Here is a 26,155-nt window from a genome sequence, read left to right as displayed (position 1 = left end):
TCACACTTCAAATTCCGTTTATTTGCGATCTTCCGGATATATTTATCGATTTGTTGAAAATCACTTCCAGTAACAGATCCTTTTACAAAGATTAAACTATCTTCATTTAGTAGTGTTTCAATTCGCTGACTCATCTCAGATAAACTAGCAAATCATTGAAAATTTTCGTATTGTTGATGCTCTGCACTGAAAATCTCCTTGAACTGTTCACCATAGCCAAAAATATAATCTGCTGTAGATTGTTCCATCTGTTCTTTTAAGTATTCATGGACTTCTTTAGACGCCTCCCCTAAATCTGCAATTTGACTAAGGATCAATAATTTCGTTCCTTGGTAAAAAGGGCTGATTTCATTGAAATAAGCAATTGCATTTTTCATTGCCGGTAAAGATGCATTATGTGTATCATCAATAAATGTAAGATTGGTACCACTATCAGATCTATAACAGGTTTTCTCTAATATTTTCGTCAGCGGTTTAAACGTTTTAAAAGCCGCGAGGTAGGGATGGATATCTCCTTTGATTTTCCAAACAGTCAACAAGGCGGCTAATGTATTCGAGACCATTCCTAATGAAGCAACCGATAGATTTAAAGAAATTTTTTTGCCGAAAAATGAGATATTTACATTGCAATAGTCTCTTTTTTGCGTAATACCGATTACAAAAACATCTCTAGTGGAGTCCGTTATCGAATAGGTAAAGATTTCACTTGTATGTTTACGTGCAGCATCTGTCAAAATAGTCAACTCTTCCGTTCCAACTATCGGCATTGATGATAGCTGTTCCATTATCCTTCAATCCCTCGAAGATTTTTGCTTTATGACGTGCCACACCAATCGTGTCTTTCAATGAGCTAAGATGTGCCTCTCCAATTGAGGTCACAATCGCAATGTCTGGTTGAATAAGGTTTGACATTGATCCTGTGTCGTAAGAGTTCAACGCATTGACTGACACTTCTAAGTTCACTATATCTGGTTGTCCTACTAACTTACTCAAATAAAGAGGGATTGCAAAACGAACATTATGCTTTCCTCGATTTGCAAGTACTTTTTCCTTTTGTAACAAGTGGGAAATCATTATTCTGGTCGATGTTTTCCCTGCTGAACCAATGATTGCTATGATAGGATTATGGTACGCTTTACGCAATTTCGAAGATATTTCTAACAAGAATTTCCAGCTGTCTTCTACAATAAAGTGTGGTGTCTTAACCGAAGGATCATCAATCGATGTTTCTGTTATGAGTAAAGCAAACTCATTCTTCCGCCCTTTGATTTGGTCATTTCCATCTCTCCAGGCTATACTTTTACGATTAACATAATTTCTTCTTTCTGACGAAATAGAAACAAACGCGGTTGTTGAATAATCTTGATTGCGTTTTAAATGGCCAGAAAAATATTCAAAATCCGTCATTGGTTGATCTAACCGATCATATCCTTAAAAAAAATTCCCCTCTATCCCATCCAAAGTATTCTGAATTGTCCACATGTATTCCCACCAACTTTTACCATCTACCACGTCGAGGTCTTTCTTGATTGACATATCTTGTAGCTGTCTTTTCAATTCTCGCGGGAGAGTTATCCTGATCAACTTCCCAAGGATAGAGTCCCTCTTCATTTTTTTCATATTGACTTAAATCGGCGTCCGTTGGATTCTTCAGGTGATTTTTTTTCTTTTTTGATCGAAAACCGAAATACGAAAGGCCAATCAACGCTAATGCCGCAAAACGAATATATCCAACCATTTTCATTCACTCCTTCTATTTATAATGAATCAAATAATTGATCAATCCAGATAAAAAATGTTCCGCATCATCGATTCTCATCCGAAAACGATCATGTCGAGCAAAAAAGCCATAGTTGATCACTTCTGGTTTTTTAAAAAACTGAGCAAATTCAGGAAACATCACTCCTGTTGTGATTTCATGCAATACACGTTTCTCCATGATTGTGTTGATTCGCTCTTGTGTCGCTATAAACTCCTCTTCTGTTTTAAACAGTCTTTCTCTTGATTCACTTGTTTCCAAATTTTTCATCATTTTGGATGCTGCAACTAGTAATTCAAGCATCGTTGGATACGCAGTGTCTCGCTTATCAATAAAATCGATATTTACCATCGCATTTTTGATACCAAATTCATAATATGTGTCTTTTTCTTGATATTTTATCATTTCATTTGTTGCATAGCTCAGCCAATGGTCATGGTATTTTTGATAACCATCTGTGACAAAACGTTCCATCAGCCTTTCACAAATTTCAAAAATCGCGAAATCATGGGAAATCCCATAAGCTCGAAGTAAAGAAAATAAAATTTCACCATCATAATAGATGATCCGAAACTGTTCTTTTAAATTCAAATCGGCATCAAGTACATGAATGGTCTTACTATTTGAAGTAATAAATTTTTTTGATACTGTTTCGATCAATCGACTTAAATATCTATAGAATTGCTGATTACCTGTCACTTCGATATATTTAGCAATTGCTAAGATAGCCGTTGCTTGTGCGCCTAATTTATACTCGATTTCTTTATTCAAATAATCTTTGATTAGCAAGTACCCGTCAACTTCAGAGGTTAGATTATCGATCCCCCATAGCAAGCCATTTTTGATGTTTTGAAGCATATTGGGGTCATATGAATATTCTGCTGCTTCTGCTAAAGCATATAGAGAAGAAAAATGACGGACAGAATTGTACCCTTTCAGCAGTTGATTGTAACAAGGATAGTATCCATAAATGAACTGGCCAGATTTTGTTAATTGTTTTTTTAGATACATACTTCCTTGTTCAATCACCAATCTCGTTGTTTCTTCAAGATTGTCATAAGTTACCTCTCGAACCCGATTCCCATTCCCATAGTTTTTCAGCGGATAAATATTTCCTTGCTCTAAGTAGAAAGATGTCGTTTCAAAAAAGTAGAACTTCGAACGTTCCAAATAACTGAGATCCATCTCTTCTCGACCGTATTTACGTTTGATGTATCCTCGATAATTTTGCGGGTCGATATGCAAGTCAGGATGATTTTTACCAACTTTATGCGTTTTACTAGGTTTAATAATGGCATTTGCCACTAATTCTTCTTTGAGAAAACTTCTCTTTCTTAGACCGTCAATCCGCAAGTTGAAATCGACATAATTATTTCGTTTGATTTTTTTCAATCGTTCATTTACTTGGTGATAATCTGCTGACTCTTCATTTTTAACTATGTCCAATCTTAAATACGGTGCCTTTTCAAATTGATTGATTCTATAAGCGGTCAATAAATTATTCCAGATTACTTTTAGATTATTTCCATAAAATTCGTAGATTTTCCCCCGCTCTTTAAAGTCTCCGATAGAAACAATCAGTAATTTTGTTGGAATAGTTTTATCTACCGTTTCAAGTATCTTTTTGATCATTGATAGATTCGTATGTGTATTCGTCTGAACAAGCATATTCCCACCTCTATTAATAATAAAAAGGCTATGGCATCGAATCACTATAGGAAATAGTCTCATCTATAGCCATAGCCTTTTTTAGTTATTGTTTTTTCTTACTTTTTTTCATTTTCCAAATCCCTAAACCTGAGATCAGCGATACTAGTCCGCCTAACCAAGAAGCAGATGAACCAATCGTATCTGATGTCTTAGGATACATTTTTGGTGTACTACTTCCGCTAGTCATAGATGAAGGTTTAGAAACCCCTGAACTACTATATTGTACTGGTAGTTTTGGTGTTGCCGTTGGTGTTGCCGTTGGTCCTGACCCACCAAAATTATTTGTTACCACAGTAATGATGGTCGTATCTTGATTATCACCAGGTTCGGTTTCTGGCTCTTGTTCAGGATCTTGTTCCTCATCGGCATCCGCGTCAGCATCCGCATCGGCATCCGCATCTGAATCCGCATCGGCATCCGCGTCAGCATCCGCATCGGCATCCGCATCGGCATCCGCGTCAGCATCAGAATCCGCATCCGCATCTGAATCCGCATCGGCGTCTGCGTCAGCATCCGCATCGGCATCCGCATCCGCGTCAGCGTCGGCGTCGGCGTCAGCATCCGCATCCGCGTCGGCATCCGCATCAGCATCTGCGTCGGCATCCGCATCAGCATCTGCGTCGGCATCCGCGTCAGAATCAGAATCAGCATCGGCATCGGCGTCAGCATCGGCATCCGCGTCGGCATCTGCGTCAGCATCGGCATCCGCGTCAGCGTCAGCGTCGGCATCCGCGTCAGCGTCAGAATCAGAATCCGTATCAGCATCTGCGTCGGCATCCGCATCGGCATCGGCTTCTTCATCATCTGGAATTACAGCTACTGTCGTAGGACTTGGGTTATCATTATCATCATATGCAATCAATTTGATTTCATCTAATGGCCCAACATCCTCTTGAGAAATTGGAATCGTGAAGTTACCAGTTCCGTCTGCTCGACCTTCTGCAATCAAAGTTCCAGTATCATCATAGATTCGGACGATTGCGTTTGGATCTGCCATCCCTGTAACCTCATATCCCTCAGTTGAATTACCTGTTACTGAAACATTATATGGTGCTGTTACTGCCCTTACTGCATAAAAAACAGGTGTGTAACCATCATAATTCGACGCAATATCAATGGCTAGCACATCGGATTTCACAATATTCCCAACAAACCCAGCTTCATAAGGTACGGAAAGATCAACACCCGCAGCAGTCAAATCAGTCGCATTAGGATCTGTAATGGTCGTTGGTATCGTTACTGTCGTTTCCCCTAAAACACTCACATCAGCCAAAGTACCAATTAAAGAAGAACCTACATTAACCAAACCTAGTGCGCCTGCAAAGGCCAAATTAAAGGCAGGTTTGATCGTTAAGCTTAAAGCCCCATTGATCGTCGCCGCTGCTAAATCTCCTCCAAATGGTGAATTCGAAGTTGCTTCAAGCGCTTGGACAGCATTGTTGATCCCTGTCAGAATCTCACTAAGCCCTTCTCGAATAACAGTTTCTAACGTGCCATCCAATTCTCCATAAATATAATCACCATTTTCTGTTTGTTGCAAAGCAAGAGCAACTTCTGCCGAACTCAGCGTACTCAAATTTTCTAATAATGCTAATTGTTCATACACTTCACTCAAATTCACTGAAGCTAATGGATTGAGATTGACGATATTTTCTACAGAACCTACCAATGCAGAAACCGACCCATTCACAACTGTTAGTAACGGAGCTAATTCATCTCCTGGCAACAAGATATCCGTACTAAAGGTACCGCTACCATTTACCTCAACTAGACCGTGCATCTCTTCAGGAATAGCTAAAATAGCTCGTCTAGTTCCAGTAAGCAAACTCACGTCTAATCCATTATTAGCCGAAATCACAAAATCAACATTTCTGATTGAGCCCTCTGCCACGTAAGGTGCCCCAACGCTCGTTCCACTTGTATTCGTTGTATCAAGATTATTAAAAAGCTGTCCGCTGACCAAATCAGCGTATACCTGTTGTGAACCTATCGTAAATAATGGTGTCGCAATCGTGATCGGTGCTGCACCCAACATGATTCCCGCGGCAATAGACGTTCCCACTAGTAAGTATTTTTTTGAGCGACGCTTCGCCCGTGCTTTTTGATCCATACTCTTCTTATAATCTTTTTTCATTTTGTAACCCCCTTGGGTGCTTAACCCTCTTTTATCTATTTCATCCCCCACTAAGCCAATAATTGAAGCTACGATTTCCCTCTGTGCAACACTCCTCAATAGATTTTTTGACCCAAAAAGATATCTTTTTGAAAGAAAATGATCCGTTAACTTAAGTTACTCGGAGTTTAACAACTGATAAATTAGAAATCTATTATTAAGTTTCAACATTTATTTAAATAACTTATCTTTTCGAGAGTCTATTTTTACTACTTTTTTATATGTATGTTATATTTTTTATATCAATTTGCTTCTTTTATTAAGTTTAATGTTCCCATTATTATAAAATTAGCATAAATTCATAAAATTTCTGTTCTTTTATGAAAGGGTTATCATTTTTAAGCAAATATAAAAAAATAACCTCTATTCCAATAAATTTCAATCAATATTTATGCTAGATCTCCTTAAAATAAAGATATTTTTATCATTTTTTGTGCAAAAAAATACAAATATTGACAATATATGTATACACATATTATCGCTATTTGTAATAAACGGAGGATAGATAAATGAATTTTTTTTCTATTTTAGACAAAAATACTCAAACACAATTAACGATTTTAGAAAAAATATATATATCAAAAAAAAGCTGGAATTTGGAGGAACTCTCTGCGTTGACTCACTCCGATAAGCGTTCCATATTGAATCATTGTGAGCATATCCAAAAACTTTCGAAGGGGCACTTCAATAAAGAGACCAGAAATTATAGTTATTCTGGGAACAGTATCGACTACCAGAAATTGATTTTAGCTATTTTAAATCAATCTTCTGTCTTTCAATTAGTGCAGACACTTTGTCTTCAATCTCAAGTTGATCTTACAGAATTTTCAAAATCAAGGAATATTAGTGAGTCTTTTTTAAGAAGACATCTCACTCGGATCAATCAGCTATTGGAAAAATATCGTATTCAAATAAAAACTGCAAAAGGTCACATTTTTATTAAAGGAGAAGAAACACAGATTCGCTACCTCGTTTATTTAATCCTATGGCAAACCTATCGTGGGGTAGAATGGCCCTTTAAGGGAGTCGATTTTCATCAAGTTTTTTTGGTCATCGAAAAATCCTTTCAATTGATCAACCAAAGACCGAATAAAATAAAAATGATGGAATGGTGTTTTATCGTAGCAATCACTAAATTAAGAGCTGATCAAGAGAAACGAATACAAAAAGCTAAATTACCTGCATTTACTGATGAACTATGTTCAGCATTTGATGGGCTAACCTCTGAATTGACTATTTCCTTTCAAAGATTAAATCTTACTACCACTGAAATCAAATTTTTATTTCTCTGGTTACAGACACGTACCTCCTTTTATCTTAGGAATCATTTTTTAGATAAAGCCGTCAAAGTCCATTTAAAATGGGATACACCTATCAAACAGTTTCAAAATAATTTTTATCGTTATCTTTATTCCATTGGGTTTAAATCTTCACAGATCAATAGCAAAAAGATGCTCTTGAACAGCACCTTATTTGCCAATGGAATGACTGGTTATCTATTTCCCGAGTTTTCGATTATCAAGCATGATATCTCAACCTTTATTGAAAAAAATTATCCCACATTCAATCGTGAAATCAATCGTCTCTCACAACACTTTAAAAATCAAAGTCAGACATTGGCATGGGTTCACCCATGGAATCTAGCAGAAGCGTTTATGATTGTAGCTTCTCCTACTTATTTTGATAAAGAAATAAAAATCAAATTTGAAAGTGATTTTCCATTAAGTATTGAATTGACTTATATGGAAATGCTACAAGAACAATTACGTGTCTATTTAAATGTTCTCTTTACAAACGATTTCTTATACAAGCCCGACTTGATCATCCGCACAACAGACATTCCGTTAAAAACAGTGACTTACGAAAAGTCTATCCCCGCTTTGACGATTTCTACTGAAATGTCTAGCGAGCAGATCTATCTACTAAGTCAAAAGATCCAAAAAATAGTAAATCGTTGATTATTCCACTAAAGTACAGGGGAAACTATTTTTTCAAATTTTGTAAAAAACAAGTCACTATTGCCATAGGAGCAGTCACAGAATCAATGATTTTTTCCTTTAAAAAATCAAAAAAGAAGATGGATCAACCATCTTCTTTTTATTGCTTTGATCAGTCCGCAAGCGCGAGCTTTTCTTCAACAAATTATTATAATTTAGTCACTTCAGCAGCTTGTGGACCACGAGCGCCTTCAACAATCGTAAATTCAACTTCTTGACCTTCTTCTAAGCTCTTGAAGCCGTCACCTTGGATTGCTGAAAAATGTACAAATACATCGTCTCCACCATCTACTGTAATAAACCCAAATCCTTTTTCATTGTTGAACCATTTTACTGTTCCATGTTCCATAAATGTATAGCCTCCAAAAAAGTTCTTGCAAGATACCTTGCAAGCCTATTATACCCAATTTAGAAAACGCTCGCAAGCTTTGCTAAATTTATTTTTCAATTCGATTTTGGAGTATACAAAACAGCTATCGTTTATTTTGCAGCTGCAAATTGTTTGTTTACTTCATCCCAGTTGACAACATTCCAAAAAGCAGCAATATAGTCAGGACGCACATTTTTATATTTCAAGTAATATGCATGTTCCCACACATCTAATCCTAAGATAGGTGTTTGGCCTGTCATCAATGGAGAATCCTGGTTTGCTGTAGAAGTGATTGCCAATTTACCATCTTCCAATACTAACCATGCCCAACCTGATCCAAAGCGTCCGGCAGCCGCTTTCTTGAACTCTTCTTTAAATGTTGCAAAATCACCAAAAGCTTCATCAATCGCTTCTTTGATTTCGCCTGTTGGTTCGCCACCTGCATTAGGTGCCATGATTTTCCAGAAAAATGAATGGTTTGCATGTCCCCCACCATTGTTTTGTACCGCTGTCTTAATATCAGTAGGAATCGCGTCCATATTAGAAATCAATTCTTCCACTGATTTTTCACCTAATTCTGGATACTTTTCAATAGCTGCGTTTAAGTTTGTAACATAAGTATTATGGTGTTTGTCATGATGCAAGTGCATCGTTTCTTCATCGATATATGGTTCCAGTGCATCAAATGCATAAGGTAGATCTGGTAATGTGTAAGTCATAAAAAAATTCCTCCTCAATGTGTTTGTTCATAGTGTTTACACTACAAAGAGTAACAAAGAGAAGGGATTTCTACAAAAATTATGCTTATATCTATTTCTTGTTCTGATTTTCAGGAAGTTCTTCTTCAATAATTTCTGTCTCTTTAAAGATAAATAATTTACTGAAAATATAATTTGCTAATACTACGATGACCTGTGTAATGATTTTTGCCACATAATCATTGACATGCATCACTTGGATCATGAGTAGCATGGCACCCATATCCATTCCATACGATACTACTCGATAAAAAATAAATTTTCCAAACTCGATGATTAAGTGAAGAAAGCTTGGAGATTTTGAATGGAACACCCAGATTTTATTTGTGACAAATGCAAATAAAACGGAACAAATCCAAGAGATCGTATTAGAAACAGGCATACTTAACTCAAACAGTTGTAGTGCAATATAGAAACTGACAAAGTTAACAACTGTTGCCAAACCACCAAAAAAGAGGTAAATAAAAATCTCCCAATACCCTTTTCGTTCTAAAAAATGTTTTGCTTGATGATAAAGATTCATTGGTCAACCTACCTTACTATTCATTTCTGCTTCATCATACCTTATTTAGGAAGATATTTCATCTTCATTTCTTAAAATCAATCGTTTCTTATCCTTTGCATTTGTTTCCGCTTGAATCACTACATACATTTTTTTATTTTGGATCTTAGATAGCCAGATATTTTTTAGGGATTTCTTTGTTTTGAAGCTATTTTTTGAGCTATAGTAAGATAGCATAATTGCTGATGTATCTCAAAGATCACGAAAGCATCAAAAGTCAATGATAACCTACCTGAAAAAAACACACCAATAAATTCTACTAAAGTAATCACACCATTTGATAAAACAACCCAAAAGATTTTAGTTGATTGCTGGTGGTCTTTCATCTTTTCCTACATTAACTTTTACTCTATCAGCATATCATGTTTGCTAAAAATGACTCATCAATTTTGTGTTTTCCTATATGCCCCTTGTATTTCCTTTCTGACTTCGCTAGAATTGCTAATGACGACACTATTATTAAAGGAGTAGTTATGACAACTAAACAATTAATCATTAGCTCTTTCACACAATTCAAAGAGCTTAAAAATGCCAGAAATACACCATTCGGTAAATCGATCCTCTATTTATTGGTGCTCAGTATCATTATGGCGTTGCCTATCTCCTTTCAGATTTTTCAAGTCTTAAATAATATCAAAGCGGATGGGCAGAAAATCGCAACTAGAATTCCAGATTTTACGATCAAAGATGGCAAAATCAACACAAAAGATAACGAGGGGTTCATTTACCAAACCAATTCGATCATATTCACATTTGACCCAGAAGGTAGACGCTCAGAAAAAGATGTCACTTCTGACTTGATGGGTAACTTTCTAAGTGTCGGCATGCTTGAAAATGAGCTTGTGGTCGCTTTCCCAAATGCGGGAACAACAACTGCTTTACTAAGCAGTAATCAATTCGAACTTGAGTACACGAATGATGCCATAAAAAATCTAACAGGGAAACAATTACGCGATACCTTAAGTGAAGCATCGATTCCATTTTGGATAAAAGCCGTGACTTTCTTGATTTCAATCTATCCGAGCTTCCTGAACCTGATTATCACATTATTTTTTGCAAATTTCGTTGCATACATCTATGCACGACTTCGTTTAACAAGAGCAACGTTTCTTGATTGTTTGAAAACAATGATCTATGCGATTTCACTTCCTACCTTGTTGGCTACGATTCTAATGATCTTCTTGCCATCATTTGATACAAGTGCATTTATCGCGATTGCCGGATTATTCATTTTTGCCCAAGCCGTCAAAGGTTGGCCCAAGATGCAAATGATGTAAAAAAGAGGACGAAACAAAAGTCGTTTAGTTTTGAGAAATTGGAGAAAAAACATACTAAGATTAGAGGGTAAATTCATCGACGGATGAAATTACCCTCTAATACTCTTTTAAGCGTATAGTTGGTTGTGAAATAAAGACTGACCACAGTCTCTTGGACTACGAGTCCTAAACAAAAAACGTTCTCCTTCACTGTCATTTTAAAACCTGGTTTAAGTATGTTGGGGCTTCGAGCCCGTGTAAAGGAAATTAGGAACGAAATGAAGCAGTGAAGAACCTTTCAATACTTCTTAGGAGATGAAAATTATGTATGTACTTGCTTTAGATGTCTCAATGGGAAAAAGTTATGTCGTTATTTATCATGAAAATACTTGTCTTTTTGAACAAGAAATTCTTCACGATAACACACATTTTTACAATTGACTTTCCCAGAATTGAAAACACTTTTCACAAACAGGTTATCAAAACTTGCCTTAAATCTTGTCGAACTTTTCCCCCACCCTGATTACTTGGCACACTTAAGCCAAACCAAGGTAAAAAATGTGCTAAAGAAAAATACGGATAAAAAAATCTCCGATCAAAAAGCCTTGGCTAAAGTACAAAACTTACTTTCACTTGCGCAAAATTCTTATCCAGCAGAATCTGGACAAAGTATTTCTGTTCAAAAAGTCGTGTATTATGCCCAACAATTGCTTGTAACAAAAGAACAACTCGCCAAACAGCTAGTTGAAATTGCGAAACAAACAATAGAATTTGATTTTTATCAAAGTATCCCTGGAATTGGTGAACTTTCTGCAGGGCTCATTATTGGTGAATTAGGGGATATTCGGCGTTTTCCTTCTCATAAGTAATTGAACGCTTTCGTCGGTGTTGATACCAGAAGATATCAATCTGGGAAATATACAGCCAAAGAACACATGAATAAACATGGAAATCCGAAGGCCCGAAAAAATTTGTATTTTATTATGACGAACATGATTCGACAACAAGCGGCGGGGTCCAATCATCTGGTGGACTATTACTATAAACTAAAAACGCAACCTTCGCCCAAAAAGCATAAGGTTGCGCTCGTCGCCTGCATCAAAAAGCTCTTGAACTGTCTCCATTCGATGGTACGACCTTCAAGTCCGTATGATTACTCATACACGGCCTCTAACGACCAATAAGGAATATATCCTTATCTAGAATAATAGCATACCTAATAAAAAAATTTCTAATTTATTAGCCTTATTTCGTATACTTTTTTCTTGATAAAAACCAATAGAAAAAAGTACTTGACTAAACGTAGGAAAGAGGCTGGGACAAAAGTAAGAAACACTTTTGTCCCACGCTTTTTTTTGTAAATTCCCGAAAAATCTACTTTTGGATGCCGTTTATTCGACAGTCTGTAGCAAAACTGATTTTTAGATTTATCCCACATTCTTTTTTCTAAACCTAGATTTTTCTCAATATCCTTTGTTTAGTTCAACCTGATTAACCTTCAACTCATGATTTGTCATGTAGCTTTGTAGGTTATCTAAAAAGATCTTCATCAATTTATTTTGGAAATCAGGTGTCAATCCTGCAATATGTGAAGTAAGTAAGACATTGTCCATTTCCCACAACGGACTATCGTAAGGTAAAGGTTCTTCCTCAAAGACATCCAGAGCAGCAAAAGCTAATCTCCCTTCATTTAGAGCAACCACCAACTCATCCGTTTTTAAGGACGCACCTCTTCCTACATTGATCAATACTGCCTGTCGATTGAACTTTTTAAATAACTCGCCATTAAATAATCCTTTTGTCTCTTCCGTCAAAGGTAGAATATTTACAATGATAGTCATTTCAGAAACTATTTCAGACAACTCTTCCAATGGGTAGGTTTGTTTAAAGCCATCTACAGGATGTCCAGAAGTATTGATCCCGTAACACTCCATATCAAATCCAGTTGCCTTTTTTGCAACCATTTTCCCAATTTTCCCCGTACCAATAATCAGTAACTTTTGATTTTCTAAAGGCTGATAGTGCACGTTCGATCCTAACCATTTTTTTGCGACTTGTGCCCGTTGCGCCTGAAATAGCCCTCTTGAATAACCAAGGATGATTCCCATGATATGCTCTGCGATCGATTTGCTATGGATACCACTACCATTAGATACCATTATCTCTTTCTCAGCAAATTTATCTAATGGTAAAGTATCCACACCAGCAGAAATCGACTGAACCCATTTTAGATGATCAGAAGCAAGCAATTTCTCTTGGTAGTTTCGGTTCCACCCTAGACTGATTTCCACATAGGGAAGCTCTTCTTCTGTCAAATCAGTTTTGATCGTATAGTTTGGAGCAATCGATTTGATTTTATCCATAAATTCTTCTCTAAAGTCTCGATCTAAGTAAATAGTTTTTTCTTCCATGTCGTTAACCACCCTTCTTTTCTTTAGTTTAGCTTAAGTACAATAAAGTATGAAACAATCTGTTTTCTTCAGAACTAGAGAAAAGGAGTCTTTCGACCGATTGCTCGCCGAAAACACTCCTTTTCTCTTTATTGTTCTTTGAAATGATACACTGGTTCATCTAAAGTTTCATCATAATCTACTTCTAGATCATATCCTTTAAAAAACCATTCATCGGCTTCGTCAATAAAAAATAGGATACCATCGATCACTTCTTTTTTTACAGGATGTTCTGGCAACTCTACAGACATACCAATGGAAAAGCCTTCATGCACTTCTGTTTTCCCATAAACCTTCCCAAAGAAACGTATACCATAATCTTTAGGTAACGCTACTTCTGATTCAAACCACTTACGTGCATTTTCTGTCACTGTCAATTCCATTTAAGCATCCCCTTATTGATTCATTTTGTCATCCAAAATATCTACATCTTCCGTCTCACCGATCACTAACAAATTATCATTTTCCAGCACATATTCATCAGCAGCAGGTGAGACTACGACTGTTCGATCTGAACGTCGAATTGCAACTACAGTTAAATCATAACGCTGTCTAAAATTTAATTCCGCTAACGTTTTATTGAAAAATTTAGGATTAGATACTCGAATTTCCGCAAGCGAAAACTGATCGGACAACTCTAAATAATCAAGGATATTCTTCGATACTAAGTTATGAGCAATTCGAATCCCCATATCACGTTCAGGATGGACAACGCGGTCAGCACCTATTTTTTCCAGAACACGAGCATGATACTCATTTTGTGCTTTTGCCAAAATATTAGGCACACCCATTTCTTTTACCATCAACGTAACCAAAATACTTGCTTGGATATCCTCACCGATCGCTATGATCACATGATCAAAGTTTCTGATTCCTAAAGAACGTAACGTCATTTCATCTTGCGCATTTGCTACTACAGCGTGCGTAGCAATATTCATATATTCATTTACTCGATCTTCACTGCTGTCGATGGCTAATACTTCTTGACCCGCTTCGACTAACGTCCGGCAGATACTACCACCAAAACGACCGAGACCTACAATTGCAAAGTTTTGTTTCACTGGTTTCCTCCCTTATCTTTTTATCTAAGTATAGCAAAGGCTTTCTAAAAACGAAAGGAAGCTTTCTTTTTTAGAACTAACAATCTAATTGTATGAGAAAAATAATCAGCCCTAACAAACATTGCTAGTGACTGATTATTTATTAGCCCTTTTTCAATCTCCCTTTAGTCATCTGATTTTAAAAAGGAACAAGTGAGTTTAGTTTTATATATTAAAAAATTATAATTTTTCATCTGTGATAGCTTCCACAATCCCTTTAGCTATCTGATCAATATTTTTTCTAATGTTTGCTACATCTCTTGAATTTGTGATGAATCCTAATTCAGCTAAGCGGTAAGGAATTCCTCGTGATTGAAGTACATTCATATTCAATAAGTCAGTTCGTAAATTGATCCCGCCAGTGTTTTGAACAGATCCCCATAATCCTACGTAATTTTTTATAACATTTGCAATAGCGTAGTTTTGAGGAGTCAACGAATTGCCATTAAGATGAGCAATCACATGGCCTCCCGTGCTGAGACCGATAGCTCCACCGTCTAAATGAAATTCACTAACGGAAGAAAATGAACTACTAATTGTGTAAGCACCTTGCAGTCGCTGAGAATCTTGATACATATCAGCATTTGTATTGTAAAAAGTAATTTTATTTTTTGTTAAACGTCCCGCCCATTTTTGGAGATATGGCATCAGTTCTCTCCTCGTAAAATCTCGCTCATTTACTCCAGCATAGGAAGCACCTGGATCGTTTACTCCATGTCCCATAACAAATAAGTGATTGATTGATGTTTGATAAGGTGTATCTGTCTTACCAGGAGCAGATGCTCCTTTTTTCACCAAAACAACTTGGATAGCTTCCATTCTTAATCCTAGATCGCTTGTCCCAGCATATTGATCATTTTTCGCCCAATCAAGCCAACCTAGTTTAGCAGAATGAACACGGTAATAAACATCATAGTTTAGCTCAAGTTGTCCCGTTAATCTGATTCTAATTCCTTCAACACGTAACTTATTGCCTGTTGTTCCAGAAATTTCGTTGTTTGCTACATAGGGCTGCCAACCGATTGATTGTACATGACTACTATACTCGATGTTTCCAGGTAGCGGCGTATCCGTTACATTCAAACGAAGGGCCTCCATCCTCAATCCTTTACTAACAGTACCTGCTATTGAGCCGTTAGCTTGAGGATTTTGCCAACCTATAGTCTGTATATGAGTTTGATAGTTTACTTTTGGCAAAGCTAATTTATCTTTTTCATAATATGAAGTTCCTAGTTTGGGACCAGACTGACCTTTAACTACTAGTTGGATTTGAATAGCTTCAACTGAATATGCAAAACCGGTACTTCCTGCCTCTAAGTCATTTTTAGCCCAACCTAACCAACCCAGATAAGCAGAATGGGTTCGATAATAAACATCATAATACTGACTTAATTCTCCAGTTAAACGAATACGTATTGCTTCTAATCTCAATTTTCTCCCTATCGTCCCCGATACCTCTTCATTATTTACATAAGTTTGCCAACCGATACTTTGGATATGACTACTATACTCAATCCCACCAGACAAAGTTGTTCCTGAAAGGTTCATTCGAATGGCTTCCATTCTTAGTCCAGAACCTACTGAACCTGATATTGAGTTATTTGATTGCCAATTTTGCCAGCCAATCGACTGAATGTGTGTTTGATAGTTAATATTCGGTGTTCTCATATTTGCTTGTTCATGATAAGCGTTGCCCACTTCTGGACCCATCCCGTTTTTTTCTATCATTTTTATTTGGATAGCTTCCATTGGATAACCAAATCCAGAAGTACCAGCTTCGCTATTATTTTTTGCCCATCCCATCCAGCCAAAGAATGATGAATGCACCCGATAATAAATATCATATTTTTGACTCAATTCTCCAGTTAAGCGAATACGTATTGCTTCAACTCTTAAAGACTGCCCGGTCGTCCCAGAAACTTCACCATTTTTGACATAAGATTGCCAACCTTCACGCTGAACATGACTACTATATTCGATATTTCCTGAAATACTAGTATCATTAAAAAAAATTTTTATTCCTTCAACCCGTTTATTTTGACCAGTCGTCCCAGCTATTTCTCCATCTACAGCCGGTGGCTGCCAGCCAATTGTCTGGACATGCGTTTGATAGGTAAGATTTGGCGACGTTGTCACACTAGAATTACTTTGTTTTGTTTCTATTGATTTATCACCGCTTGATTCTTTTTCTATAGGATCGGAAACAATCACTTTAAAAACACTTAATTGCTTTTTTTCATCACTCAAAATGACTTCTGTTTGTCCTGCCTTAAGTGCTGTGATTTTTCCATAGTTATCAACTTTAACGATGGTGGTATCAGTAGATTGCCAGCTTGGATTTTGTAAAACTGAATCTTTTGGGATAACAGAATACTCTAGTTGTAAAGAATCTCCAACAGTTAAATTAGTGATTTCATTTTTCGATTCAACTTTTTCTACAGAGGTTACTTCTGGTTGTAGAAAGTTAACACTCACAGCCACTGATATCGTTGTTTCTGAACTCTCTATCAAAGTAGTTTTCTTAGAAAATTTCACATGATAGATATAATTTAAAGGAACTTGGATCAATGTTGTAAATGAAGTACCATCATATTGCCACTCAGGTGTTTCAAGAGTAACTTGATCATTTTCTGGTCTGAGTGTTTCATCTGTTATAATCCATGTTTTATCAAACAATTGGGAAGAAACATGTCGTTTTTGGTTTGCTCCTTTAAAATAATGGATCGCATCATTAGTTGAAAGATCAATTTTGCTTAATTGATTATTTGAAACATCTAGGTAACTTAAAGCACTTAAAGTTGCTACATCCAATTCCTTCAAATTGTTATTTTGTGCTTCTAATTTTTCAAGCTTTTTAAAATATTGAATACCCTCTAATGTTTGAATATCTAAATCACTTAAATTTAATTCCGTTATTTGATTAAGCTCCTCCTCAAGTAGCTTGTCATTCTTATTATCAATCGTTTTCAACAAGAAATTTCGGAAATTTTCATCTGGGAAATTTTGTTCATTGATACTAATCCTCTCAACATTTTCTATTTCTGTGTTTGATTTTTGAGTAGAACTTATTACTTGAGTGCTACTAGTTGTTTCTTCTGATAGTTTACTATCAGTAAGACTTTCTGTGGTTTTTACTGTAGGTGTTTCACTATTTGACAATGAATGATTATCAGTCGTTTGTTCCTGTTCCACTTGTTTGTTGGGATTACTCATCACAGCGGACACACTAGGTGTTATAGTTCCAACAATAAACAATAGTGTTAATATTATTCCTAATAGCTTTTTCTTCATAGTCTTCTCCTTAATTTTTATAGTCAAATAAAAATCACTCCACCTTCTATTAAACTATAAAAAAAAGAAAATGAAAAGTTGGTGAATAAAAAAAGCTGAATTCAAATTCAACTTTTCAATCATATCATTTAACTAATCCATGTTTGAACGCATAGATTGCAGCTTGTGTTCGGTCTTCGACTTCTAACTTTGCCAAGATATTCGAAACATGTGTTTTAACAGTTTTAAGTGTGATAAATAATTCATCTGCAATTTCCTGATTACTTTTCCCTTCAGAGATCAACATCAAGATTTCATTTTCCCGATTCGTTAAATCTTCATGAAGGACTGGTTCATTTCGTCTACTCATTTTTTCCATCATTTTGTTTGTTACTTCAGGTTCCAACACACGTTCTCCACGCTGTGTTGCTCGGATCGCATCTGCTATTTCATGAGCAGTTGATGTCTTCAATAAGTAGCCTGCCGCACCTGCCTCAATTGCGGGATAAACTTTTTCATCATCAATAAAACTAGTTACGATAATGATTTTTGCTTGTGGCCAATCCTTTAAAATAGCTTTTGTTGATTCGATGCCGTCCATTTCTTCCATGACAAGATCCATCAAGATCACATCAGGTCGTAATTCCATTGCTTTTTCGTAGCCTTCACGTCCGTTTTCTGCTTCGCTAATCACTTCGATATCGTCTTGGATCGATAAATAAGAAGAAACGCCTAAACGAACCATTTCGTGATCATCTACAAGTAAAACTTTGATCATCTTTTCTTACCCCTCCTTCATTAAAGGAACTTTGATTTCAATGCTAGTACCTTGACCTTTGAAACTAATGATCTTCACTGTTCCACCGATACCTGCAACCCGTTCTCTGATATTATTTAATCCATAACTGCCAGTTTTAGATTCATTCATATTGAATCCTGCTCCATCATCGATCACCCGCAATAATAGATTGTTATTAATCTTATGCAAATAAACTTCTAATTCGTTCGCCTTCGCATGTCGTAGCGTGTTAGACAACAACTCTTGTACGATACGGAACAAATGATCCTCGATTGAACTTGTCAATTTTACGTCTTCAATGTCCCATTTCAAGGAAATCTGGATTTTATTTTGCAATTCTTTCAACAGTTGTTCGATTCCTTGTTTCAAACTCTTTTCTTCAAGGTTCACTGGACGAAGATGGAGCAACAATGCACGCATTTCTGATTGTGAGGCATTGATGATATCCGCTACCATTTGCAGTTGTTTACGAAATTTTTCAGATGTGTCTGTTTTTTCTGCTTGTTCAGTTAGTGCAGACATCATCATCATTGCCGCAAAAAGTTGTTGAGAAACCGAATCATGCAATTCTCGTGCTAATCGATGTCTCTCTAATTCTAAGATTTCTTCTCTCGTTTGTCCATCCACATATTGTGGTCTGCTTGTCATAATTTGGAGTTCACTTGACACTTCGATCATTTTCTCTTTAATTTTGGTGATCTCCTGATCAATATCATGTAAATAGATATCATCGACTGGTCTTGGTATTGGTTGATTCAAAATAGGCGATTCATAATTACCAGCCGATAGAGTCCGTAATTTTTCCTCGATTTTTCCATATCTCACTTTTTGAATAACCGATACAATCAAAAAAACGAGAAGTCCTACACCTAAAGCAATGGCAAATAAGTGAAAGATCAAAGGAATATACAAGAGTCTAGCACTTAATAACTCTCGCCACCAATCTGTTTGGTTACTCGCATAAAAATAAGTAAATAAAGAGAATAAGATGATCAAGAAAGAAACTATTGCTGAATAAACAGCAAACATTGGTTTCGACAATTTGCTGATCATACTCGTATCACCTCAACATCTCCCAAAAGTGAATTCGTGATGATCTTTAAACGTCGCGGATTTTCATCATAATCGTTACTATAGATTTTGATGGATTCATTTTTCAATGAAAATTGTTCTTCTTCAAATAAAACATTTCCAGCTAAAGTAGCATGTTCTAAACTCACTGCGATACCTACAGGAACTAAGATACGTGTTCTACCGATACCCTTTCGGACGATCACAATATTGTCATCCTTGGGTAATAAAGTATTTCCCAAATCAATGATCGTATCTCCAGATATCAGTGTAATATTGATGTCATCCCACTCATACACATCATTTCCAATTCTTTGATTACCAAATAATTGCTGCTTCTTTCGCTCATTGTTATGAGATTTTAACTGATCTGTTTGGACCATGACCATTTGTTTTTTACGCCAGAATGCATTTTTAGTAAAGTCGATACCTGATATCTCTACACCTTTTAGACCAATGAACAAAACAGCAAACACAGCCATCATCCATAACGCAGGACTATTCACTAAGCTAAAGAAGATGATCAATCCTCCCATAACTAATTGAAAATTTTGAAATCCTGATCGTGGATGCTTTTTTAATGCTAAATATATATTTAAGATACCAAAAAGTACCAAAAGAAGTAAGGCGACATTATTGACAATTTGCCAAATAGCAAAAAGCAATAGCAGCGTTTCGACAATGATAAAAAAACGCCAAGAACTATTCATCTTTTTTTCTCCTTTCATAGTCATTCTCATTCCATCATACCTAGTTTTTGTCAAAGGTACCATAGGGCTTAAGATGTAAATCATTGCTGCAAAAAAAGGGTAAGACAAAAGTAAATCACTTTTATCCCACCCTAGCAATTCGAATACACAGCGGAAACGAAAGCAACCGCTTCGAAAAATAAAACGAAATTCTCAAAAATCACAAAAATTGTTTTTGTGGATTTCCTCTTATTTCTTGAGGCACTTTTTCTGCCTCTTTTTTTACTCAAACAACCAGTTGATTTATGCTTGTTCTACTTTAGTGATTTTAACCAACATATCGCCACCAGGAGTTGCGATGGTCACTTCGTCATTAACTAACTTACCGATCAATGCTTGAGCAATTGGAGAATCATTAGAAATCTTTCCAGAAAATGGATCTGCTTCTGCACTTCCTACAATCGTATACTCTTCTTCCTCACCATCAGGCAATTCAATAAAAGTAACTGTTTTACCAATCGATACTTCGTCCGCATCTACACCGTCATTATCAATGATTTGTGCAAAACGAATCATTGTTTCGATTGTTGTGATTCGTCCTTCGACAAATGCTTGTTCATCTTTCGCAGATTCGTATTCTGAGTTTTCAGATAGATCACCAAAGCTGCGGGCGATCTTGATACGCTCAATGATCTCACCGCGTTTAACTGTTTTTAATTCTTCTAATTCTTCTTCTAGTTTGGCTTTGCCTTCTAGAGTCATAGGGTAAACCTTCTCAACCATGTATAACGTCTCCTTCTTATCTTTTGGAATACCGCAAAAGGTAATCTTTTGAGGATATAATCCAAAAAAGATTACCACGCTTTTCCTAAAATGTAAATGTTTTTTTATTAAAATGAATCCCTAATGATATCTCCTATTTTACGAATTATTGACATATTTATCAACTAATTCTAAATGTTCTTCATAAGTTTTTGCAAAGTAGACATCCCCAGTTTTGATATCCGCTACAAAATAATAGTAATCATTTTTTGTCGGTTCCAAAACAGCTTTAATCGAAGCTTCACTAGGGTTGTCGAAAGGCCCAGGTCCATATCCTGTATTGGTATATAGATTATAAGGGGAATCCACCGCAGTATCCTCATATGTTACCAATTCTTTGTGTTCCCCTAATGCATACAGCACAGAAATATCAGACTGTAAAGGCATATTTGCTGCAATCCGATTATAAAATACTTGAGCAATATTTTTACGATCGCTTTCTTTGACCCCTTCTTTTTCAACCAATGATGCCAAAGTCAATACTTCTTGCACCGTATGATTTTGTTGTTTGATTGTTGAAAAATAAGGTTGTAACACTGTATTTGTTTTATTGACCATTTGGATCACTAAGTCTTTAAGTGACATCTTTTTGTAATAGTCATAGGTAGCTGGGAACAAATAGCCTTCTAAACGATATTTGACATGTTCAGCCGTACTAGCGCTTGTCAATAAATCAGGGAACTTTTGCTGTAACTCTTTGAAGAACGTATCATCTTTCATCAAATCTAAAAATTCTTGTTCTTTTTTCCCAGTCACTTTAGCCACTCGAGAAGCAATTTGATTGATATCATACCCTTCTGGAACAACTACCTTCCCATCCGCTACTTCTGTCGGTTCAGAAGTACCACCTTCTTGTAATTCCTTACCGATTTCATCTAAAGTCATATTAGGTGCCATTTGGTAATATCCAGCTTGGAACCCAGTCATATTTTTGAATTTCGTATAATAGTTAAATACGATACCGCTCTTAATGATATTATCCTTCTCTAAGATTTCACCGATTTGCTTATTTGAAGAGCCACTTGGGATCTCTACTTGCACCAATTGGTCATCTGATGCATCCAGCGGCTTTAACCCGCTGTCGACATAACGGTACACTGTAAAGCCAAGTACGCCCCCAACGATCAATAATGTAAGCACAATCACCATAATGATCTTACTTACGATCTTATCCTCTTTTTTACGTAAATTCTTTCTCTGAGTGATCACTTCAGTAGTATCAGAAGAAAGATTCTTTTTTTTCTCCACTGGACGTTGTTTGTTTTCTGACAAAACAACTCCTCCTTACTATCAAGTTCGTAACTTTATTCATTATACATGATATTTGAATTGGCGTGAATGATTTTATTTAAATATTCTATCAAAAATGTAAGTAGTAAATCCATTACTATAAGATTAAAATAAATATTATCAAGATACAAGCTATTTTAGCTTTATTCTTTCTGTAAAAAAGAAAGGAGACTAAACTATTATGAAAAAAGGAAAACATGCTAAAAAAAGAAAACATTCGTTTTTACTGATCGTTGTCATTTTGTTTAGCCTTGGCGCATTCTCTACAGGAACTATTCTTGGATGGCAATTCTACAATAATGAACACTCACAGATAGTTGCCCATGCTCAATCAGCTAAAAAAAAGTTGATACTGACTACCAATGAACAGCAGCTCGTTGAAAAAATCGATCAACTATTAAAAAAAAATGATTATATTGGTTCGATTTACGTAAAGAAAAATAATCGCGTCATCATGGAAAAAGGCTATGGCTATGCGAATAAAATCACGCAGCAACCAAATGATCCTTCACTTTATTATCAGATTGGTTCGATTCAAAAAGCATTGACTGCTCTTTTGATTTTAAAACAAGTCGAGCGTGGGCACCTTTCTTTAGATACTAAGCTGGCTCAATTCTATCCACAAATTGCTGGCAGCCAGCAAATTACTATCCGTGACTTGCTCTATATGCGCTCAGGCTTGCATCGAACTGCTTCTCCAACCATACCGATGACTGATGAAGAAGTCGTTCAATTTGCGATTCAGCACTTAAAATTTACAGATTATCAGACCTATCATTACGAACCATTAAACTTTACCATATTGACCGGAATTTTGATCAAATTAACGAATCAACCCTATGAAAAATTGTTGACCGACGATATCATTCAACCTTTAGGATTACAGCATACAAAATTTTATGACCAAGTCAAAAATTCATCCAATCATGCACTATCCTATCAAATGTCTAAAGAGGATGATTACTTTAAACCACTGACAGAATCTGAAACAGAGATCCATAACGAATTAGGAACTGGTAATATCAGTATGTCCGTCTATGATTTAGATACGCTTTTTACACAAGCTTTATCTGGAAAAATAGTTTCCAAAGACATACTCTTCTCACTATGGCGCGAAAATGCGAATGGACATCCCTACAGTGGTGGGGTATATTGTGGAAATAATTATATTCTAACGCAAGGAAATATTAATCGTTTCCATTCAGTTGCTGTTTTTAGAAGAGATTTACAAGATGCTATCGTCCTAGAAAGTAATATCCAAGCAGACAAAAATATCAAACTTCCTGCGCCTGATATAAGAAATCAAATCTATGATCTGATGGAAGGAACGAATCAGTTAGCGAATGGTTGATATAACAGAAAGAAGATTTTGCAAATACTGCTCTTTTACATAGTATTTGCTCAAAAAAGGGAATGACAAAAAATCTTGTCATCCCCCTTTTTTAGTTGATTTCAGTTTTTAAATAATTAGTCATTCCACTTAAAATATCATATTTCGGTTGGTAACCAATTGACTGAATCTTAGTGATGTCTGCTAGAGAATCATGGATATCACCCGAACGCTCTTCTTTATATTCAAGTGTCAATTCTACGTCAAGAATTTTATCAATTGCATGGATCAATTCCAAAAGTGTGGTTGCTTTACCCGTTCCAACATTGAATTGTTTTCCCAGTGCGGCTTCCTCATTTGCAACTAAAAGTAACGCTTGAATCACATCATCTATATAAACAAAATCTCTAGACTGGCTTCCATCACCAAATAACGTAAATGAAGTTGCTTCTCCTACGATTTGTTTCTTGTAGCGATCTACGAGAATAGAAATCACACCACTGTATGGAGAATTTGGATTTTGATTTGGGCCATAGACATTGAAAAAACGAACTGCGCTACCAGGTACATCATATAAATGACAATAATCTAGCACATATTGTTCTGCAGCAAATTTATCAACCGCATAAGGTGTCAATGGGCGAATCACGGACTCTTCTTTTTTTGGCAAAGTCGGTTCGTCACCATAAACAGCCGCTGAAGAACTAAATACGATCCGTTTTAAATCATGCTGATACTTACGGATCAATTCTAAAATCATTAATACACTTTCAAAATTCACACGATGTGTTTCCACCGGTCTAGCAACTGAATCTGCCACACTAGCAACTGCTGCTAAATGAAAGATATAATCAAATTCATTAGCTTTCATAATCTCTTCCATCAAGGATTTCTCTGCAACATCCCCCTCAATAAAAGTGATATTTTTCGTCATATCAAGATTTTCTACTTTTCCCATTGATAAGTCATCGATGACGATTACCACATGTTCTTCTCCTAAATGATTAGCTAAGGTAGAACCAATGAAGCCAGCTCCACCTGTGATCAATATTTTCTTCATGAAATTCACTCCAATAAATTAATAACATTTTTAATAATAGTGTAACATGACTATCATAATAAAACTATCTTATTGAATATGCCAAAATACATTCTATAGCGATAGAGAATTCATTTATAATTTGTTAATAAATCATCCTACCAAGTAATTAATATTTATAACATCAAATAAAAAAAGTTGGTAGAATAGATACATTATTCCTACCAACGTCTTACTATTATTTTACTAATTTTTCATTAGCAATTTAAACTCTTTTAAACTTAATAAAAAGTTTTTATGAATCACAATTAAATAGATAATATAAACAAACATATAAACAAACATGCTAATAAAACTTCCGTCAAATAGAAGATTACTTAAAATAAAGATGATTGTTAAAATAGTTTCGCCTATTTGCTTCATTCCAATACTTAAATTTATATCTTTACAAAGGAAAAATTCTGCTAAATTACACCGCAATGCTAAACTCAAGAGAATCAAACCTACTGTTAAATCTAAATTACCTATTATAAAAATAACGAATAGAGAAACAATCAACGTAACAATTAATGTAATGATATTTACAAGTAAAATTGTTTTTTCTTTTCTTAACGTTTTTAAATAAGTGTTGATCAATAAAGACATCCGACCTTCGTAAATAACTATGGGAAATAAAATCCCCATAAAATTTAAACTTTCAGCGTATTCTGGAAGCCAGATACTTAAAATAATTTTTGCAGGGATATAAAAAATCAAAAGACCATACGTAATTGGCACAAATAACTCTCGTAATATCCGAAATAAATTAGGTAATCGTTGAGGATTTGTTCTTCTCAATAAAGGAAACATTACAATCCCAACTGCATTGATAAATGTCAAAAACATATTGGAAATGCTCAATGTAAATGATAATTTACCAAATGTTTCGATTGTCCATTTTTGTTGAACAAAAAATCGTACAGTCCCAATAATCAACATACTAGCAATATTGCTGATCATTAATTTACTTCCAATGTTAATGTTATCTATTATCTCAGGAAAGATACTTTTTAGTTTAATTATTTTAACATTGAGCATATCTTTAATTTTTGACATAGCCCAAATCGTCACAACTGCTTTAGACAAAATATCTAATGTAATCAACCAAATAAAATTTCTACCACCTAGTACAAAGTAAACACCCATAAAAAATACATACAAATATCTATCGTTACGAGAAAGTTGTGCATATTCTTTTATTCGATTCGTTGATTGAAAAATATATAGTATAAAAGTCTTAACAATAGTGACTATTGAGACGATTGCCGTTAAAATCAATATAATTGTCTGTTCTGATGCTGGAAAGAACAAATAGGTTCCTATTGCTACAAGGAAAGAAAGAAGAAACTCAAAAATCATCAAGTACCAAAACTGAGATCCAAGTTCTCTTTTATTTAGCTGCTCGTATTCTTCCCCGCCAATTTTTAAATAAATTCCATCAAGCCATCCTAAGTGTAAAAAACCCACATAGGACGAGTAAAAAACATACAATTGCCAATAACTGTATTCTCTAATCCCCAAAATTTTAGGGACGAATAGATTTAATAAAACGGAGATTCCGAGCGTAGCGAAATTAGCCGCAACTGTATAGTACAAATTTTTCATTACAGACTTTGCTTTGTCATTCATTGAAATACCTACTTTTTTACTTAAATTAATATCTAGATAAAG

23 protein-coding genes and 1 pseudogene are annotated in these 26,155 nt (G+C 35.5%); 4 read left to right on the top strand and 20 right to left on the bottom strand.

Annotation, left to right across the window (positions count from 1 at the left end):
• Nucleotides 1-152 precede the first annotated feature (152 nt).
• The 5 genes from IGI47_RS05605 to IGI47_RS05585 all read right to left on the bottom strand — a co-directional run bounded on the left by IGI47_RS05605 (nt 153) and on the right by IGI47_RS05585 (nt 5,603).
• Entirely contained in the window at nt 153-785 is a 633-nt protein-coding gene (locus IGI47_RS05605; protein WP_438783584.1) for a glutamate ligase domain-containing protein, read from the bottom strand.
• Entirely contained in the window at nt 715-1,407 is a 693-nt protein-coding gene (locus IGI47_RS05600; RefSeq protein WP_438783583.1) for a Mur ligase family protein, read from the bottom strand. The genes IGI47_RS05605 and IGI47_RS05600 overlap by 71 nt, the downstream gene beginning before the upstream one ends.
• Nucleotides 1,408-1,498: 91 nt before the next feature.
• Nucleotides 1,499-1,738 (bottom strand): hypothetical protein, encoded by a 240-nt coding sequence (locus IGI47_RS05595; RefSeq protein ID WP_438783582.1) that lies wholly within the window; start codon nt 1,736-1,738, stop codon nt 1,499-1,501.
• Nucleotides 1,739-1,753: 15 nt separating this feature from the next.
• Nucleotides 1,754-3,427, bottom strand: a complete 1,674-nt coding sequence (locus IGI47_RS05590) for a hypothetical protein (protein ID WP_438783581.1) — start codon at nt 3,425-3,427, stop codon at nt 1,754-1,756.
• An 85-nt stretch (nt 3,428-3,512) separates the two neighbouring features.
• Nucleotides 3,513-5,603 (bottom strand): adhesive domain-containing protein, encoded by a 2,091-nt coding sequence (locus IGI47_RS05585; RefSeq protein WP_438783580.1) that lies wholly within the window; start codon nt 5,601-5,603, stop codon nt 3,513-3,515.
• Nucleotides 5,604-6,151: 548 nt separating this feature from the next.
• Between IGI47_RS05585 and IGI47_RS05580 the strand changes: the two genes are divergently transcribed.
• On the top strand, nt 6,152-7,600 hold the full coding sequence (locus IGI47_RS05580) for a helix-turn-helix domain-containing protein (RefSeq protein ID WP_438783579.1): 1,449 nt from the start codon (nt 6,152-6,154) through the stop codon (nt 7,598-7,600).
• A 187-nt stretch (nt 7,601-7,787) separates the two neighbouring features.
• Here the strand turns inward: IGI47_RS05580 and IGI47_RS05575 are convergent, their stop codons facing one another.
• The 4 genes from IGI47_RS05575 to IGI47_RS05560 form a co-directional block, all read right to left on the bottom strand.
• Complete coding sequence (locus IGI47_RS05575; protein ID WP_002292860.1) at nt 7,788-7,988, bottom strand: cold-shock protein; 201 nt, start codon at nt 7,986-7,988, stop codon at nt 7,788-7,790.
• 131 nt (nt 7,989-8,119) lie between these two features.
• Complete coding sequence (locus IGI47_RS05570; protein ID WP_221695627.1) at nt 8,120-8,728, bottom strand: superoxide dismutase; 609 nt, start codon at nt 8,726-8,728, stop codon at nt 8,120-8,122.
• 91 nt (nt 8,729-8,819) lie between these two features.
• Nucleotides 8,820-9,290: a GtrA family protein gene (locus IGI47_RS05565; RefSeq protein ID WP_081135816.1), complete on the bottom strand. Its 471-nt coding sequence runs from the start codon at nt 9,288-9,290 to the stop codon at nt 8,820-8,822.
• A gap of 164 nt (nt 9,291-9,454) precedes the next feature.
• Complete coding sequence (locus IGI47_RS05560; protein ID WP_438783578.1) at nt 9,455-9,655, bottom strand: hypothetical protein; 201 nt, start codon at nt 9,653-9,655, stop codon at nt 9,455-9,457.
• A 147-nt stretch (nt 9,656-9,802) separates the two neighbouring features.
• Between IGI47_RS05560 and IGI47_RS05555 the strand changes: the two genes are divergently transcribed.
• Nucleotides 9,803-10,606, top strand: coding sequence for a DUF1189 domain-containing protein (locus tag IGI47_RS05555; RefSeq protein WP_438783577.1), 804 nt, complete (start codon nt 9,803-9,805; stop codon nt 10,604-10,606).
• A gap of 401 nt (nt 10,607-11,007) precedes the next feature.
• Nucleotides 11,008-11,769 (top strand): annotated as a pseudogene (locus tag IGI47_RS05550) (transposase); the annotation flags it as partial.
• A gap of 279 nt (nt 11,770-12,048) precedes the next feature.
• Here IGI47_RS05550 and IGI47_RS05545 read toward each other — a convergent pair.
• The 9 genes from IGI47_RS05545 to mltG form a co-directional block, all read right to left on the bottom strand.
• Complete coding sequence (locus IGI47_RS05545; protein ID WP_438783576.1) at nt 12,049-12,996, bottom strand: phosphoglycerate dehydrogenase; 948 nt, start codon at nt 12,994-12,996, stop codon at nt 12,049-12,051.
• A gap of 128 nt (nt 12,997-13,124) precedes the next feature.
• Nucleotides 13,125-13,418, bottom strand: coding sequence for a HesB/YadR/YfhF family protein (locus IGI47_RS05540; protein WP_005876357.1), 294 nt, complete (start codon nt 13,416-13,418; stop codon nt 13,125-13,127).
• 12 nt (nt 13,419-13,430) lie between these two features.
• Nucleotides 13,431-14,096, bottom strand: a complete 666-nt coding sequence (locus IGI47_RS05535; protein WP_005876360.1) for a potassium channel family protein — start codon at nt 14,094-14,096, stop codon at nt 13,431-13,433.
• Nucleotides 14,097-14,315: 219 nt separating this feature from the next.
• Entirely contained in the window at nt 14,316-17,426 is a 3,111-nt protein-coding gene (locus tag IGI47_RS05530; protein WP_438783575.1) for an N-acetylmuramoyl-L-alanine amidase, read from the bottom strand.
• A 124-nt stretch (nt 17,427-17,550) separates the two neighbouring features.
• Nucleotides 17,551-18,183, bottom strand: coding sequence for a response regulator (locus IGI47_RS05525; RefSeq protein ID WP_438783573.1), 633 nt, complete (start codon nt 18,181-18,183; stop codon nt 17,551-17,553).
• Between the two features lie 6 nt (nt 18,184-18,189).
• Entirely contained in the window at nt 18,190-19,257 is a 1,068-nt protein-coding gene (liaS, locus tag IGI47_RS05520; protein WP_142955817.1) for a two-component system sensor histidine kinase LiaS, read from the bottom strand.
• Nucleotides 19,254-19,985, bottom strand: a complete 732-nt coding sequence (liaF, locus tag IGI47_RS05515) for a cell wall-active antibiotics response protein LiaF (protein ID WP_311931173.1) — start codon at nt 19,983-19,985, stop codon at nt 19,254-19,256. The genes liaS and liaF overlap by 4 nt, the downstream gene beginning before the upstream one ends.
• A gap of 282 nt (nt 19,986-20,267) precedes the next feature.
• On the bottom strand, nt 20,268-20,747 hold the full coding sequence (gene greA / locus IGI47_RS05510; RefSeq protein WP_104660344.1) for a transcription elongation factor GreA: 480 nt from the start codon (nt 20,745-20,747) through the stop codon (nt 20,268-20,270).
• 138 nt (nt 20,748-20,885) lie between these two features.
• A complete protein-coding gene (gene mltG, locus IGI47_RS05505; RefSeq protein WP_311931174.1) occupies nt 20,886-22,058 on the bottom strand; it encodes an endolytic transglycosylase MltG in 1,173 nt (390 codons plus the stop codon).
• Between the two features lie 199 nt (nt 22,059-22,257).
• Here mltG and IGI47_RS05500 point away from each other — a divergent pair, with 199 nt between their 5' ends.
• The gene (locus IGI47_RS05500) at nt 22,258-23,427 is read left to right on the top strand and encodes a serine hydrolase domain-containing protein (RefSeq protein WP_311931175.1); all 1,170 of its coding nucleotides are present in this window, start codon (nt 22,258-22,260) and stop codon (nt 23,425-23,427) included.
• A 91-nt stretch (nt 23,428-23,518) separates the two neighbouring features.
• Here the strand turns inward: IGI47_RS05500 and IGI47_RS05495 are convergent, their stop codons facing one another.
• On the bottom strand, nt 23,519-24,466 hold the full coding sequence (locus tag IGI47_RS05495; protein WP_311931176.1) for an NAD-dependent epimerase/dehydratase family protein: 948 nt from the start codon (nt 24,464-24,466) through the stop codon (nt 23,519-23,521).
• A gap of 225 nt (nt 24,467-24,691) precedes the next feature.
• A complete protein-coding gene (locus IGI47_RS05490) occupies nt 24,692-26,113 on the bottom strand; it encodes a lipopolysaccharide biosynthesis protein (protein WP_311931519.1) in 1,422 nt (473 codons plus the stop codon).
• Nucleotides 26,114-26,155: the final 42 nt, after the last annotated feature.

The sequence above is a fragment of the Enterococcus sp. AZ191 genome, from assembly GCF_051713845.1.
GTDB classification, from domain to species: Bacteria; Bacillota; Bacilli; order Lactobacillales; family Enterococcaceae; genus Enterococcus_B; species Enterococcus_B durans.
Note: the sequence above shows the minus strand (reverse complement) of the source record. Positions and strands in the feature narration are given on the sequence as shown.

Coding starts and splice junctions, on each gene's coding strand:
- IGI47_RS05605 (WP_438783584.1), bottom strand. CDS start 785: ATGGAACAGCTATCATCAATGCCGATAGTTGGAACGGAAGAGTTGACT.
- IGI47_RS05600 (WP_438783583.1), bottom strand. CDS start 1,407: ATGACGGATTTTGAATATTTTTCTGGCCATTTAAAACGCAATCAAGAT.
- IGI47_RS05595 (WP_438783582.1), bottom strand. CDS start 1,738: ATGGTTGGATATATTCGTTTTGCGGCATTAGCGTTGATTGGCCTTTCG.
- IGI47_RS05590 (WP_438783581.1), bottom strand. CDS start 3,427: ATGCTTGTTCAGACGAATACACATACGAATCTATCAATGATCAAAAAG.
- IGI47_RS05585 (WP_438783580.1), bottom strand. CDS start 5,603: ATGAAAAAAGATTATAAGAAGAGTATGGATCAAAAAGCACGGGCGAAG.
- IGI47_RS05580 (WP_438783579.1), top strand. CDS start 6,152: ATGAATTTTTTTTCTATTTTAGACAAAAATACTCAAACACAATTAACG.
- IGI47_RS05575 (WP_002292860.1), bottom strand. CDS start 7,988: ATGGAACATGGAACAGTAAAATGGTTCAACAATGAAAAAGGATTTGGG.
- IGI47_RS05570 (WP_221695627.1), bottom strand. CDS start 8,728: ATGACTTACACATTACCAGATCTACCTTATGCATTTGATGCACTGGAA.
- IGI47_RS05565 (WP_081135816.1), bottom strand. CDS start 9,290: ATGAATCTTTATCATCAAGCAAAACATTTTTTAGAACGAAAAGGGTAT.
- IGI47_RS05560 (WP_438783578.1), bottom strand. CDS start 9,655: ATGAAAGACCACCAGCAATCAACTAAAATCTTTTGGGTTGTTTTATCA.
- IGI47_RS05555 (WP_438783577.1), top strand. CDS start 9,803: ATGACAACTAAACAATTAATCATTAGCTCTTTCACACAATTCAAAGAG.
- IGI47_RS05545 (WP_438783576.1), bottom strand. CDS start 12,996: ATGGAAGAAAAAACTATTTACTTAGATCGAGACTTTAGAGAAGAATTT.
- IGI47_RS05540 (WP_005876357.1), bottom strand. CDS start 13,418: ATGGAATTGACAGTGACAGAAAATGCACGTAAGTGGTTTGAATCAGAA.
- IGI47_RS05530 (WP_438783575.1), bottom strand. CDS start 17,426: ATGAAGAAAAAGCTATTAGGAATAATATTAACACTATTGTTTATTGTT.
- IGI47_RS05525 (WP_438783573.1), bottom strand. CDS start 18,183: ATGATCAAAGTTTTACTTGTAGATGATCACGAAATGGTTCGTTTAGGC.
- liaS (WP_142955817.1), bottom strand. CDS start 19,257: ATGATCAGCAAATTGTCGAAACCAATGTTTGCTGTTTATTCAGCAATA.
- liaF (WP_311931173.1), bottom strand. CDS start 19,985: ATGAATAGTTCTTGGCGTTTTTTTATCATTGTCGAAACGCTGCTATTG.
- greA (WP_104660344.1), bottom strand. CDS start 20,747: ATGGTTGAGAAGGTTTACCCTATGACTCTAGAAGGCAAAGCCAAACTA.
- IGI47_RS05500 (WP_311931175.1), top strand. CDS start 22,258: ATGAAAAAAGGAAAACATGCTAAAAAAAGAAAACATTCGTTTTTACTG.
- IGI47_RS05495 (WP_311931176.1), bottom strand. CDS start 24,466: ATGAAGAAAATATTGATCACAGGTGGAGCTGGCTTCATTGGTTCTACC.
- IGI47_RS05490 (WP_311931519.1), bottom strand. CDS start 26,113: ATGAATGACAAAGCAAAGTCTGTAATGAAAAATTTGTACTATACAGTT.